Source organism: Streptomyces sp. NPDC000151, assembly GCF_040301705.1.
GTDB lineage: Bacteria > Actinomycetota > Actinomycetes > Streptomycetales > Streptomycetaceae > Streptomyces.
Genome location: NZ_JBEPFC010000064.1, coordinates 25,844 through 38,315 on the forward strand (window position 1 = coordinate 25,844; position 12,472 = coordinate 38,315).

Annotated in this window: 14 protein-coding genes; 7 read left to right on the plus strand and 7 right to left on the minus strand. The window is 71.0% G+C overall.

Annotated elements, in window-relative coordinates:
• Positions 1–246: 246 nt before the first annotated feature.
• Positions 247–1,530, plus strand: a complete 1,284-nt coding sequence (locus ABT381_RS19245; RefSeq protein WP_351595402.1) for an ANTAR domain-containing protein — start codon at positions 247–249, stop codon at positions 1,528–1,530.
• Between the two features lie 67 nt (positions 1,531–1,597).
• Here ABT381_RS19245 and ABT381_RS19250 read toward each other — a convergent pair whose 3' ends face one another.
• Positions 1,598–2,326, minus strand: coding sequence for an ArsR/SmtB family transcription factor (locus ABT381_RS19250; RefSeq protein WP_351595405.1), 729 nt, complete (start codon positions 2,324–2,326; stop codon positions 1,598–1,600).
• A gap of 65 nt (positions 2,327–2,391) precedes the next feature.
• Between ABT381_RS19250 and ABT381_RS19255 the strand changes: the two genes are divergently transcribed.
• Positions 2,392–3,114 (plus strand): flavin reductase family protein, encoded by a 723-nt coding sequence (locus ABT381_RS19255; protein WP_351595407.1) that lies wholly within the window; start codon positions 2,392–2,394, stop codon positions 3,112–3,114.
• Positions 3,115–3,387: 273 nt separating this feature from the next.
• Here the strand turns inward: ABT381_RS19255 and ABT381_RS19260 are convergent, their stop codons facing one another.
• Positions 3,388–3,624, minus strand: a complete 237-nt coding sequence (locus tag ABT381_RS19260; RefSeq protein ID WP_351595410.1) for a chaplin — start codon at positions 3,622–3,624, stop codon at positions 3,388–3,390.
• Between the two features lie 185 nt (positions 3,625–3,809).
• Here ABT381_RS19260 and ABT381_RS19265 point away from each other — a divergent pair, with 185 nt between their 5' ends.
• A complete protein-coding gene (locus ABT381_RS19265) occupies positions 3,810–5,270 on the plus strand; it encodes an MFS transporter (protein ID WP_351595413.1) in 1,461 nt (486 codons plus the stop codon).
• Here the strand turns inward: ABT381_RS19265 and ABT381_RS19270 are convergent.
• On the minus strand, positions 5,158–5,745 hold the full coding sequence (locus ABT381_RS19270; RefSeq protein WP_351595416.1) for a TetR/AcrR family transcriptional regulator: 588 nt from the start codon (positions 5,743–5,745) through the stop codon (positions 5,158–5,160). The two genes, ABT381_RS19265 and ABT381_RS19270, sit on opposite strands and share 113 nt — an antisense overlap.
• A gap of 153 nt (positions 5,746–5,898) precedes the next feature.
• On the opposite strand from ABT381_RS19270, the gene ABT381_RS19275 reads away from it, so the two are divergent.
• A complete protein-coding gene (locus ABT381_RS19275) occupies positions 5,899–6,597 on the plus strand; it encodes a nitroreductase (protein ID WP_351595419.1) in 699 nt (232 codons plus the stop codon).
• Between the two features lie 66 nt (positions 6,598–6,663).
• Here the strand turns inward: ABT381_RS19275 and ABT381_RS19280 are convergent, their stop codons facing one another.
• Together ABT381_RS19280 and ABT381_RS19285 are read right to left on the minus strand one after the other, a co-directional pair.
• Positions 6,664–7,410 carry a GAF and ANTAR domain-containing protein gene (locus ABT381_RS19280; RefSeq protein ID WP_351595422.1) on the minus strand — a complete coding sequence of 249 codons (747 nt, stop codon included), beginning with the start codon at positions 7,408–7,410 and terminating at the stop codon, positions 6,664–6,666.
• Positions 7,411–7,731: 321 nt separating this feature from the next.
• Positions 7,732–7,983 carry a hypothetical protein gene (locus tag ABT381_RS19285; RefSeq protein WP_351595425.1) on the minus strand — a complete coding sequence of 84 codons (252 nt, stop codon included), beginning with the start codon at positions 7,981–7,983 and terminating at the stop codon, positions 7,732–7,734.
• 276 nt (positions 7,984–8,259) lie between these two features.
• Between ABT381_RS19285 and ABT381_RS19290 the strand changes: the two genes are divergently transcribed.
• Entirely contained in the window at positions 8,260–8,679 is a 420-nt protein-coding gene (locus ABT381_RS19290; RefSeq protein ID WP_351595428.1) for an STAS domain-containing protein, read from the plus strand.
• Positions 8,680–8,796: 117 nt separating this feature from the next.
• The gene (locus ABT381_RS19295) at positions 8,797–9,609 is read left to right on the plus strand and encodes a thioesterase family protein (RefSeq protein WP_351595430.1); all 813 of its coding nucleotides are present in this window, start codon (positions 8,797–8,799) and stop codon (positions 9,607–9,609) included.
• Between the two features lie 212 nt (positions 9,610–9,821).
• Here the strand turns inward: ABT381_RS19295 and ABT381_RS19300 are convergent, their stop codons facing one another.
• A complete protein-coding gene (locus tag ABT381_RS19300; RefSeq protein WP_351595433.1) occupies positions 9,822–10,394 on the minus strand; it encodes a DUF4142 domain-containing protein in 573 nt (190 codons plus the stop codon).
• A 275-nt stretch (positions 10,395–10,669) separates the two neighbouring features.
• On the opposite strand from ABT381_RS19300, the gene ABT381_RS19305 reads away from it, so the two are divergent.
• Positions 10,670–11,197 carry a hypothetical protein gene (locus ABT381_RS19305; RefSeq protein WP_351595435.1) on the plus strand — a complete coding sequence of 176 codons (528 nt, stop codon included), beginning with the start codon at positions 10,670–10,672 and terminating at the stop codon, positions 11,195–11,197.
• A 15-nt stretch (positions 11,198–11,212) separates the two neighbouring features.
• Here the strand turns inward: ABT381_RS19305 and ABT381_RS19310 are convergent.
• Positions 11,213–12,472, minus strand: a 1,260-nt coding sequence (locus ABT381_RS19310; protein ID WP_351595437.1) for a sulfite oxidase, incomplete at its 5' end; no start/stop codon positions are given.

Consider the following 12,472-nt stretch of genomic DNA (forward strand, 5'->3'; position numbering starts at 1 on the left):
GTCCGTACGCGGCGAAGGTCTTATCGAGGTAGTCCCTGCTGCGACGGATGCAGTAGCGGTGGTCGTCAAACCCAACCCGCCGCTACCTCGTGAACCCTCTGTGTGAACCTGTTGCGCGACCGTCATAGTGTGACGTAAGTGCGCCTGGCCGCTTGGTGGTTGACACCACGCCGGTGAAGGACAGTGACGCCGAGGACGACAACGACCGGATACGGAGGCGGTATGAGAAGCGGCATGCGAGGCGGTATGGACAGCGGAGCAGCACGGGAAATCCGCACCGACATAGTTCGGTTACCCGCTGCGGCCGGATGGCTGCGGATGCTCGGCGTCGAGGGGGTCCTGGACTCCGCCGACCATCCGCTCCTCGCGGCGATCCTCGAGACCACCGGGCAGCCGCGGGCGGTCGCGGTCGACCTGTCGGCGGTACGGGAGGTGTCGGTCGCCGCGGCGCGCGGCCTGGCCGCGTGTGCGGCGGAACTGGACCGCCGGGGCATCCGCCTCCTGCTGGCCGCCCCCTCCGAGGAGGTCACCCGGGCCCTGACGGCCGCCAACGGGGCCGCCGACGCCGCCAATGGGACCGCCGCCGCCCGCCTCGTCGTGCTGCCGACCGCGCACGACCTCATCACCGCCTGCGTCCCGGATCTGCCGGAGGCGGCCGTACGGGCAGCCGTGGCCTGCGCCCCCGCCCCCGCTCCCGACCTCCTCGCTGCGACGCGCGACGAGAGTTCCGAGCAGGAGATCGAGCGCCTGCGCGGCAAGGTACGGGACCTCCAGGCGAAGGTCCGTACGCATCCCATGATCGCGCAGGCACAGGGAGTACTGCAGGAGCGCTACCGGCTGCCCGACGGACAGGCGGCGTTCGCCCTATTGCGCAACGCCTCGCAGCAGCACAACGTCAAGCTCCGGGCCCTGGCCGCCGCGGTCCTCAACGCGCCCCGGCCCAAGAGCGGCAGCGCCCGTTGGTTCCCCGACCGCATCCGGACCCGCCCGCCGGAGCTCCCGGCGCTGCCGCAGGTGAACGGCGAGGCCACCAACCGCAGTGCGGTGATCTCCGCGGTCCTGCACCAGTCCCTGACGATCTCGGACACCCCGATGGGCAATGTACAGCTCGCCGACCGCCACGCCGGCGGCCTGCGCATCGAGGAACACCACGGCCTGAACGAGGAGTTCGTCGACTACTTCGACCTCGTGGGCAAGGAAGGCACGTCGTGCGCGCTGGCCGCGCGCAACGTCACGCGGGTCACCGTGACCGACGTCGCCACCGACCCGGTCTTCACCGACGAGGCCCGTTACAAGATCCTCCAAGCCGGCAGCCGCGCCGCGCACAGTACGCCGCTGACCACCGCGAACGGGGTCTGCCTCGGCATGGTCTCCACCCACCACGACCGCCCCCAGCAACTCCTCGTCCCGGCCCAGGCCCGCGCCCTGGACCGGATCGGCGACCAGGCCGGCCGCTGGCTCGCCTGGCACCACCGCACCATCGTCCTCGACGCCCTGGAACACCTCCACCGCACGGCGGTCACGGCGTGATCGGTCATGGCGTGATCGGCCAAGGTGTGACCGGCCAAGGTGTGACCGGTCATGGGCGCCCGCGAGCCTATTTCTGTGCGAGGACGGTGTCGGGCAGGGCGAGGTGGTCGTGGAGGGCGCGGCGGCCGGTGGGCGTCACCGCTACGGCGCGTGTGGTGCCGATGCGGGTGATCCAGCCGGCGTCGAACGCGTGGCGGCAGAGGGCCGCTCCGACGGCGCCTGCCAGATGCGGGCGGCGTTCGGTCCAGTCCAGGCACGAGCGCACCGACGGCCGGCGCGTGCCGTTCGGGACGGTGATGCCGAGTACTCCCAGCCAGGCCGCTCCGTCGCCGGTGAGCTGCAATCCGTGCTGCCAGTCCAGCAGCCCCCGCTCGGTCATCGCGTCGGTGATGGCGACCCCCACGGCCCCGGCGAGGTGGTCGTAGCACGTACGGGCGTGGGCGAGGGCCTGGCGGCGGCTGGCCGCCGACAACGAACGGGGCGGCGGCTGGACGCGGCCGGGTGCCATCGCGGCGAGGCTCTCGATCAACTCGGCGACCTGGGGATCGGCCAGCCGCACGTACCGGTGGCGCCCCTGCCGTTCCTCGGCAAGCAGATTGCCGCGTACGAGCGCGTTGAGGTGCTCGGTCGCGGTCGAGGCCGCCACGCCCAGGTGGCGGGCCAGTTCGGCGGCCGTCCACGCCCTCCCGTCGAGCAGCGCGAGGCAGAAGCCCGCACGCGTGCCATCGGCCAGGAGCCTGGCCACTGAAGCCAGGTCCGGGCCTGCCTCACGTACGCGCTCGCGCTGAGTGTTCATGTGCTCGATTATCCCCGGTGACAGTTCGGCGCCCGCCGAAGTATCCGGTTCCTAGGCTCCCGATCATGCACGCGATGAACGCCATGAACGCCATGAACGCAACGAACGCCACGAACGTTGTGAACGTTGTGAATGACACCTTGGACGTGGGGCGACCCGCCGCCCCGATAGCCATCGAGCCCAGCGTCTTGTACTTCGGGACGCCCGTGGTCCTGCTGTCGACCGAGAATCAGGACGGGTCGTTCAACCTCGCCCCGATGTCCTCCGCATGGGCGCTCGGGCAGACAGTGGTACTCGGTCTCGGCCGCGACGGGCAGACCGCGCGCAACCTCGGCACGCGGCCCGACCTCGTGATCAACCTGCCGGACCCCGCGCTCTGGCCTGCCGTGGAGCGGCTGGCGCCGCTGACCGGCCGGAATCCGGTGCCCCCGACCAAGGCGCACGGCTGCCGCTTCGAGCCGGACAAGTTCGGCGCGGCCGGCCTGCACAGTGAGCCGTCCCACCTCGTCCGGCCGCCTCGCGTCACCGAATGCCCCCTCCAGCTGGAGGCCCGCGCCGAACGGGTGCAGCCGGACGTGTCCGGGGAATTTGTCCTCGTCGAGGCCGCCGTGCGGAAGGTGCACGCGGACCCCCGGCTCGTCGTCCCCGGCACCGACCACATCGACCCCGCGGCCTGGAGCCCCCTCATCTACAACTTCCGCCACTACTTCGGCCTCGGCCCGGAACTCGGCCATTCGTACCGCACGCAGACGCCTCGACGGCCCGAGGCGCCCGCCGCGCAACGGTGAGTTCAGTGCGTGTCGTTGTTTACGGGGTCGGGGCGGCGGTCTGCTCCCTTGTCGCGGCGGGGGAGCGGCAGAGCCATGGCGGTTGCCCTTTGAAGAGTGGCGACGCATCGCTTCACAAGGGTGCTGCGCCGGGTTTCTCGACGGCTCGGCGTTTCGGCAGGGGTGGGTGTACTTCGTGCCCGTGCGGACATGCGAAACGCCCCGCCACAAGGGGGAGATGGCGGGGCGTCCGGCCGGAGACCGGCCGTTGACGGCGTGACGGGTCGCGACGGGTCAGTCGTTCACGCAGGTGTTGCCGAAGGCGGGGTTGAGCAGCCCGATGATGTCGATGCTGTTGCCGCAGAGGTTGACCGGAACGTGGATGGGGACCTGGATGGTGTTGCCGGAGATGACACCGGGCGAGTTCGCTGCGGCGCCTGACGCGCCGGAGTCGGCCGCTGCGACGCCTGCTCCTCCCAGGACAGCGGCGGCGGCCAGGGTGGTGGCGACGACTGCGCGACGGATGCTCATGTTTATCTCCTGATGTGAGGGAATGCCCGCACGGAGCATCTCCGTCGCCATGTGCAGAAAACGCCTGTAACTCGAACGGGGCACCAAACTCGCCGGTACGTGTGCACATCACCTCATCCGGTTGACCGCGCGGCAGCCCGGGCGGCGTAGTGTCGCGGCGGCGGTGGTGGAAGGAGGCACGGGGAATGGGGGCACGGGGGATGGGGACGGGCTGGGGCGGACGGCGCGTTCTGCGTGACCGCAACGTGGTGTTCTACCTGAGCGGTGTGGTGGTCTCGGGCTTCGGCAGCTCGGCCATGGCGCTGGCTGCGGGCGTATGGGCCAAGTCGCTTACGGGATCGGACAGTTTGGCGGCGCTGACGACCTTCTGCGTATGGGCGCCGATCCTGTTCGGCCCGCTGATCGGCACGGTGGCCGACCGGACGCGCCGGCGGCCGTTGCTGATCTGGACCAACCTCGGCATGGCCGTGATGCCGCTGCCCCTGCTCGCTGTCCGCTCCGGCGGGGAGATCTGGATCCTGTTCGTGGTGCTGACGGTGTACGGCGTCAGCTCCGTACTGCTGGACGCCGCGGAGGCCGCACTGGTGGCAACTGCCGTACCGGAGGCGCTGCGTGGCGACTTCAACGGCCTGCGGATGACGGTCAACGAAGGCATGAAACTGGTCGCGCCGCTTCTGGGGGCGGGCCTGTTCGTACAGTTCGGGGGCGCGGCCGTGGCCCTGCTGGACGCGGCCACGTTCGCGCTGGCCGCCGCGGCCTTCACGCTGATACGCGTATCCGAAACCCCGCCCCGCCGGACCGTCCCGACCGTCCCGACCGTCACGACCGATCCGACCGTCCCGACCGACGCGGCCGTCCCGACCGTCCCGACCGACCCGGCCGACCCGGCCGAGGCCCCGAGGTGGACGGCCCGGACCGCCGAGGGTGTCCGGCATCTGCGCCGGCACCCGGACCTGCGGCGCCTCGTACTGGCCGGGGCCGCGACGATGGGCATGGCGGGGCTGAACGGGGCCGCGGTGTATGCCGTGGTCGACGCCGGCCTCCATCGCCCGCCGGCCTTCGCCGGGGTGCTCTACGCGGTGCAAGGCACCGGCTCCGTTCTCATCGGGCTGTGCGCCGGTGCCCTGTTGCGGCGGATGCCCGAGCGGAGCTTCGCCGCAGCGGGGATCATGCTGTTCGCGCTGGGTGTCGCCCTGCGCGTCGTACCCTCCGTGCCCGTCGCGCTGCTCGCCAGTGCGATGATCGGCGCCGGCCTGCCCTGCGTACTGATCGCGGCCATGACCGCCGTCCAGCGCGAGACGCCGCACGCGCTGCTGGGCCGGGTGGCGGCCACCGCCAACACCCTCCTCTTCGCACCCAACGCCCTTGCCCTGGCCCTCGGCGCCGGCCTGGTCGCCCTCGTGGACCACCGCGTCCTGCTGCTCGCCGCCGGGGCCGTGGCGGCCGCCACCGCGCTGGGCTGCCTCGTGAGGGGCGGTGCCCAGGCGGCGGGCGGCAGTCCAGCCCCCGCAGGGTCGGCGAGTGCAGCGGAGTTCAGTGACGCGTCGCCCGGTCGAGCAGGATTTCCGCGGCCGCGCGCGCGTGCCGACCGTAATCCGGCTGATCCAGCACCATCGCGCGGCTGGCCGCGCCGTCGGCGAGGGTGACCAACTGCTCGGCGAGCGCGGCGGGTTCGGCGGCGCCCAGTTCCGCCGCCAGCTCGGTGACGAGCTGCGCCATCAGCAGCTTCTGCTCGCGCGCGTACGTGTGGATCTCGCTCAGCGGATCCGGGAACTCGACCGCGGCATCGATGAACGGGCACCCGCGCACCGGGGCCGCGTCCGGCGCCGGAAGCTCGAACAGCCGGAGAATGCGGTCGCGCGGGTCGAGCTCCTCGCGTGTGAGCACGCTCTCCAGCGTCTGGCCCGATGCGGCCAGCTCCCGCAAGTACGCGATCACCAGGTCGCTCTTGGTCGGGAAGTGCGCGTAGAGCGTCCGTTTGGACACGGGCGCCGCCTCCGCGACCTGCTCCATACCGGTCGTGTTGATCCCCTGGCGCGCGAACAGCAGGGCGGCAGCGGCCAGAATCCGTTCCCGCCCGCCGCGCCCCCGGCGCTGGGTCTTCGTGGTCGTCGTACTCATGGATCGAAAGTATACGCGAGCGTTTACTTCAGGCGTGAGTCACTGTTACGGTCAGGCTTAGGTACACGCTTCCGTGTACCTAAGTGCCAAGTGCCAAGTGCTAAGCGCCAAGCGCTAAGTGGTAACTGCTAAGTGATTCCTTGAGGAGCGCCCATGAATCCGACCAGCCCGCCCCGGCCCACCGACCTGGCCGGCCACGCCGAGAAGTTGATCCGCGGCCGCCGCGCGACCCGCGCCTTCCTGCCCGACCCGGTGCCCGAGGAGACCTTGCGCGCGGTCTTCGCGCTCGCCGGCGCCGCGCCGTCCAACTCGAACGCGCAGCCCTGGCGTGTGGAGGTGGTGAGCGGGGCGCGGCGGGACCGGCTCGCCGACGCGCTCCAGGCGGCCCACGCCGAGCAGCGCACCACGGTCGACTTCCCCTACCACGACGACATGTACTCGACGGCACAGCAGCGCCGCCGCGCCGCGTTCGGCGGCGAGCTCTACGGTGCGCTGGGCATCGGCCGGGACGACCACGCGGCCCGCGCGGCCTATGACGCCGAGAGCCTGCGCTTCTACGGCGCCCCGCACGTCGCCTTCCTCTTCGCGACCGGTGATGCCGGGGCGCGGCTGGCCGCGGACGTCGGCATCTACACGCAGACGCTGCTGCTGGCGATGACCGCGTACGGCATCGACAGCTGCCCGCAGGGGCTGCTGAGTTTCTACGCCGATACCGTTCGTGGCGAACTCGGCGTTGACGACGGGAAGTTGCTCGTCGGGGTCTCCTTCGGTTACGCCGACGCTGCCGCGCCGGTCAACCACCTCACAACCGGCCGGGCTCCCCTCGACGCGACCACGACCTTTCACCGTTAGACCGTTAGACCGTTAGACAGAGGGCGCTCGGTGCAGTCGATGGGGCGTGGGGAGTGGGCGAACCGGCTATTGAGGTGATGCGCGCCGGAACGGGCCATCGGTGGCCGGGCCGTCGATGACCGAGCGGACGAGGTCGTTCAGGCGGGTGTTGTGGCTGCGCGCGTAGGAGCGGAGCAGTGCGAACGCCTCGTCCGTGGTCCACTCGAAGCGTTCCGCGAGCATTCCCTTCGCCTGCTCGATGGCGATCCGCGATGTCAGGGCCGATTGCAACTGGTCGACGTACCGCTGCTGCATCTGATGAGCCACCCCTATCACTGCCGCGTCGCTCATGGCCTGTGCTGCGCGGACGGATTCACTGGACAACGCGTGGTCGTGGCAATGCTGGTGGTGCAGTTGAAGCGCGGCAATCGCCCGGTGTTCGTGGCAGAGGGGGATGACGGTGATGCCGGTGAAGCCCTCGGACAGGGACCGGGGGACGAAGCGCGGCCATCGGGAACGGAAGCTCGGCCGGTCGAGGGGGAGGTCGGCGAGCCGGCGTCCGGTGCGGAGGGCTTCGAGGCCGGGGCCTTCGTCGAGCTCCAGTTGTGCCCGCGCCAGTTGACCGGATGCGTGGTGCGAGGCGGCGGCCACCGTCGGAGTGTTCTTGTTCCGCTCGTCCACGGAGATGACCGCCGTCGCCTCGACGCCCGGCAGCCGCAGACTGTGATCGGTCAGCCGCCGCAGTACGCCACCGTTTTCGAGGTCGCGTGGAGCGGCGTCGGCGAGGTCGAGGAGGACCGGCGTCAACTGCTGATGGATCGATTCGTCGCACATGCGTGGTCGTCTCCTGGGGGCCGAACGCCTGGTCAGTCCGGCTTGGATCTCTGACGTGACTCTGACGTTGGCATGCATCCGGGTCATATCTCGAAGTGCACCGCATCCTGGCAACGGTCGCTCAACGGAGCAAGTGGGATACTCCAGGTAATGGCCGAGGCTTGACGGATGCCGCGCCTCCGGTTCGGTGCACACGGGACAGGGCGTCGACCCTGAACAGGCAAGGGTTCCAGGCGTAGGGCCCACTGCTGATAAGTGATGCCTTATCAGTCCGCACGGTATTCCTATCAGTGCCCGGCCGGGGCGGGTGCGATCGCCGGGTTATGTGGCCGTGCCGTCCGGCCGGGGCGCGTTGCGTCGAGGTGGGGCGGCCAGCGGTTCGGCGGCCTCCAGAAGCAGTTCGATCGTCTTCTTGAGGCCGGCGAGGCGGTGGCGCATCTGGCCGCCTTGGTCGCCAGGGGCGAACGCCTCGGCCTCGGCCGCGTTGCTCTCCAAGTGGCGGCGGGCGAAGTCGATCATCGTGCGGAGTTGGGCTCGGTCGTCCATGGCGGTGCGAGCCACAGGTCCGGCCACTGTGCCCACCTCCTCTCACCGGGTGTCGCCTGAACGGACCGTACCGCACAGTGCGTACGGTGCACGGTCGGCCGGGTCGGGCCACCACGTCAACTCCCCAGTGGAAAAGGCAACGGGAAAAGGGCAACGGGGAACGGGGAGAAGCGGGACGGGCATGGAGAAAGGGGCACGGAGGAAAGGAGACTCGGGGAAACCGTCTTGTTTCTCCTCGCATGGCACGTACGATCCGCAGCAACGGGGAAGTGGAAGTGGCATGAAGCGCGCCGGAGGTGCTGGATGCCGAACGCCGACGGACTGGCGATCACCACGCTCGCCTCCTGCGATGCCGGCGCAGTGTTGCGCGTCAGCGGCGAACTGGACCACGGCAGCGAAGGGGTCTTCCGCGTCACGATGGGTGCCTGCGTCGGCGCCGGTTACCGCTACCTGGCCCTGGACTGCTCCGCCCTCACCTTCTGCGACTCCCGCGGCCTGAACTGCCTGTTGGGCCTGCACTGGCTGCTGCGTCGCCGCCAGGGCCGGCTCCTGCTGGCGTGCGTGGGCCGCCGCGTACGGCACGTACTGGACCAGACCGGCAGCAGCGAGCTGCTCCCGGTCTTCACCACCGTCACCCAAGCCCTCGCCACTCTCCCCGAAGGCCACCGCCCCGTCTGGCCGCCCGACACGGCCCGCCGGCCCGCGGCTACGGGCCCGGCTTGACGTTCTTCCTCGTGAAGCGCGAGGTCACGCGCTCAGTGTGGGTGTCGGCACCGCCTGCTGTGTCATCCTCATCAAAGTCCTCTGACACCCCGGCATCAGGATGAGGAGAACCTTCCGTTGAGCACCGGCGCGCCGCACTCCGACAGCTTTTTCGAGCCCATAGACGAGCACCGCTACAAGCCCACCGCCCACGCGAGCGGCGCATGGGACGTCAATGAGCAGCACTTCAGTCCGCTCGGTGGGCTCATCTTGCACGCCATGGAGCGTCATCTGGCCGCGCGTCCGCACAGCGGGCTGGTCCTCGGGCGGATCAGCTTCGACATCCTCGGGCGCCTCGCCCTCGACGAGTGCGAGATCCTCGTGGAAACACTGCGGCCGGGCCGTACGATCGAGCTGATCGAGGCCGTTGTGCGGATCGCCGACCGCCCCGTGGTCCGGGCGCGCGCCTGGCTGCTCGCCGCCGTGGACACCGCGGCCGTGGCCGGTGGCGCCGGCGACAGGCTCCAGCCGCCCGAGTCGCTGCCCTCCTGGCCGCTGGCCTCCGTATGGCCGGGCGGGTACATCGCCTCCCTGGACGTCCGGCCGGTCGCCCCGCCGCAGCCGGGCGGCACGACCGCCTGGGTGTCCACCCCTCTCGACCTCGTCGCCGGGCAGCCCAGCAGTCAGCTGGCGTCCTACCTGGCCCTCGTCGACACCGCCAACGGCATCGCCGTGCGCCAGTCGCCCACCGACTGGATGTTCCCCAACGTCGACCTCACCGTCCACCTCCACCGCCGGCCCGAAGGCCGTTGGACCGGACTGGACACCACTGTCACCTTCGGGCCCACCGGCCAGGGCATCACCAGCACCGTGCTGCACGACATCAACGGTCCCGTCGGCCATGCGCAGCAGATCCTCACGGTCCGCCCGCTGCCGACCGATGCCGGCTGACCGCCTGACCGCTCGCGGCTCAGCAGATACTGGGGAGTTGCGCGCCCCCGTCGAGTACTTCCGTCTCCTCGACTTCCGCCTCCTCTACTTCCGTCTCCTCGCTGTCGGGCGCGCCCGGACGCGAAAGTCCGGGCGCGCCCGAGGAGTTGGTGCGTTGCGGTGACCGTGGTTCGCCGGGCAGGAGCCGGCCGGAGGGGACTCCCGCGTGGCGGTCAGTGATGGTGCGTCGGCGGGGCGGCGTGCGTGGTCGTCCTGCACACGAACACCGCCGCCAGATGCCTCGCCACCACGGGCCGCGCCTTGCGGGCGGCGGCTTTCACCTCGCTGTTGCGGCCCGTCCGGAGCTCACGGCCGATCAGCGCCAGCGTCTTCACGTGATCCGAGGATTCCATCCTCAGCCACGCCCTGTCGTACGCTCGCGTGCCCTTCTTGGCCTGTACGTCCGCCAGCGCGTGCCGCTGTTCCGCGCTGGGTGAGCCGGGCAGCCGCACATGCAGCTTGTCCGCGAGGGCCGTGATGTCCCTGTCCAGCCTCCGGTGATCGCGCACCAGCGTGGCGCCGAGTCTCTTCACGCAGCGCGTGGTGGCGTTGGTGCCCGCATCCCGCCCGGCCGCGATCTCCGCCAAGTTCCCCTGGTGCACGGTCCTCAGAAACGCCCCATCGGTCGGGCGCGAGCTCGTCGCGGTCGCGGTCGCGGGCGCAGCCGCGGCCGCGGTCGTCGTGACCGTGCCGGTCACAGCCATCACCAGCACGGCGGTCGCCGCCACGCCTCGTACAGCGATCATGGTCAATGCTCCTTTCGTTGCCGGCCGGGGCGCGGGAGACGTCCTCGGGCCGGTCGCCGACGGGCACCGGTCCGGTACCCGATGACGATGCCTGCCCCCTGCGTCACTCCTCCGTCGCCGCGGATCGTTCAACCACCCGAACAGGCGGCGTGTCGGTACTGGACACGCGGAGACGAACGCCACTCCTCCGTCGTGACCTGCGTCATTTATCCGGAGAGTTCCGCTGAGTAACGTTCTGTACGTCCTGCCCCCTCGCTGACTCGGACGGCTCATCGGTGCCCACGGACCTCTCCCTGCTGATATCGGCGACCACCCAGTGGCTGACCTGCGCGTATCCGTCGAGCGGCGGCGCCATGAGCGTTGCCCTCACCGAAGCGCAGGCCCGGCAGGCCGTGACCGTCGCGGCCTGGCTGCGCTACCCGACGGCGATGGACGCCGCGCTGGTCTCGGTCACCGGTCCGGGCGGCTCCGGCCGGCTCGACTGGCTCACCGGCGCGGATGTCCCCGGAGAGGACGACGAGGCGGAGAGCGCGTGGCGGTCATGGGTGGACGAGGTCGTCGCGAGCTGGGCGGCGTCCCTGCTCAGTACGCCGGCCCTGGCCGCCACCGCGGTGACCGCCCTCGCCGACTCCTGGCACACGTCCGGCACACCGGTCGAATTCCGCCGCCTGGTCTCGCCCGACGCCCACGACCAGCAGGCCGCCGCCCTCCTGCGCCACCCGGACCTGCTGGCTCCCTTGGCAGAGCTGCACCACCCCGAGCTCCTCACCCGACTGGACACCGACCGAGTCCTGGAGGGCTGAGGGAGACCGGGGGTGTCAGTCGACACTGACGACCACCGAGTGGTGGCCGGTCGCGCCGTCGGGGGCGGGGGGAGTGCGGTGTGCGGGCTGGGTTTTTCCGGTGCGGTCCGTGGCGCGGACCGTGAGGGTGTGGGTGCCGGGAGCGGCCCGCCAGGGGAGGGACCACTGGCGCCAGGTGTCGCGGGTGTCCTCGGAGGCGAGTTCGGCCCGCTGCCACGGCCCGTCGTCCACCCGCACCTCCACCCGGTCGATGCCGCGGTGCTGCGCCCACGCGACGCCGGCGATCATGACCGTGCCGGCCCGCGGCCGGGCGGCCGGCTGGGGGGTGTCGATGCGCGACTGCGTCTTGACCGGTGCCTTGGGGGCCCACGCGCGCTCGACCCAGTACGCGTCGTAGGCGTCGAAGGTGGTGAGTTCGATGTCCTCGATCCACTTGCAGGCCGAGACGTAGCCGTACAGGCCGGGGACGACCATCCGTACCGGGAAGCCGTGCTCGAACGGCAGCGGCCGGCCGTTCATGCCCAGCGCCAGCATCGCGTCCCGGCCGTCCATGACGTCCTCGACCGGACTGCCGATCGTCATGCCGTCCACCGACCGGGCCACCAGCTGGTCGGCCGGGCCGCCCCGTGACGGCGGCCGGACGCCGCACTCCCGGAGCAGCTCGGCCAGCCGTACGCCGATCCAGCGCGCGTTGCCCACCAACGAGCCGCCGACCTCGTTGGATACGCAGGCGAGGGTGATGTCGCGTTCGATCAGGTCGCGGTGGAGGAGATCGTCGAAGGTCAGCGTCAGCGGCGCGGTGACGCCCTTGCCGTGGATGCGCAGCCGCCAGGTCGTGGCGTCGACCTTGGGCACGAGGAGTGCCGTGTCGATCCGGTAGAAGTCCTTGGACGGGGTGACGAACGGGCCGAGGCCCGCGATACGCAGCCCGGCTCCCCGAGGGATGGGGGCCGCGGGGGAGGCCGGCGGGGGCAGGACGACGTGGCTGCGGGAGGCGAGCGCGTGGCTGCCCGCGCCGTTGAGGGTGCGGCCCAGTACGCCGGCCCCGGTGGAGGCCGCCGCCGCGGCCGAGGCCGCGAGGAGGAAGCCGCGGCGGTCCCAGCCCTTGCCCTCACCGGCCGCGGGCCCATCAGCCGGTGCCGGTTCCGGTGCCGTACGGGCGCTCAGCCGCCCGGCGAACCAGTACAGCAGGCCGCTGCCCGCCGCCGCTCCGACCAGCGAGGGCAGCGCGTCGGCGGGGGACGCGTCCGGGCCGCGCCTCGCCGCCCCCGCCCC

Coding starts and splice junctions, on each gene's coding strand:
- ABT381_RS19270 (WP_351595416.1), bottom strand. CDS start 5,745: ATGAGTACGACGACCACGAAGACCCAGCGCCGGGGGCGCGGCGGGCGG.
- ABT381_RS19250 (WP_351595405.1), bottom strand. CDS start 2,326: ATGAACACTCAGCGCGAGCGCGTACGTGAGGCAGGCCCGGACCTGGCT.
- ABT381_RS19290 (WP_351595428.1), top strand. CDS start 8,260: ATGCCGAACGCCGACGGACTGGCGATCACCACGCTCGCCTCCTGCGAT.
- ABT381_RS19245 (WP_351595402.1), top strand. CDS start 247: ATGGACAGCGGAGCAGCACGGGAAATCCGCACCGACATAGTTCGGTTA.
- ABT381_RS19265 (WP_351595413.1), top strand. CDS start 3,810: ATGGGGGCACGGGGGATGGGGACGGGCTGGGGCGGACGGCGCGTTCTG.
- ABT381_RS19280 (WP_351595422.1), bottom strand. CDS start 7,410: ATGTGCGACGAATCGATCCATCAGCAGTTGACGCCGGTCCTCCTCGAC.
- ABT381_RS19255 (WP_351595407.1), top strand. CDS start 2,392: ATGCACGCGATGAACGCCATGAACGCCATGAACGCAACGAACGCCACG.
- ABT381_RS19260 (WP_351595410.1), bottom strand. CDS start 3,624: ATGAGCATCCGTCGCGCAGTCGTCGCCACCACCCTGGCCGCCGCCGCT.
- ABT381_RS19300 (WP_351595433.1), bottom strand. CDS start 10,394: ATGATCGCTGTACGAGGCGTGGCGGCGACCGCCGTGCTGGTGATGGCT.
- ABT381_RS19275 (WP_351595419.1), top strand. CDS start 5,899: ATGAATCCGACCAGCCCGCCCCGGCCCACCGACCTGGCCGGCCACGCC.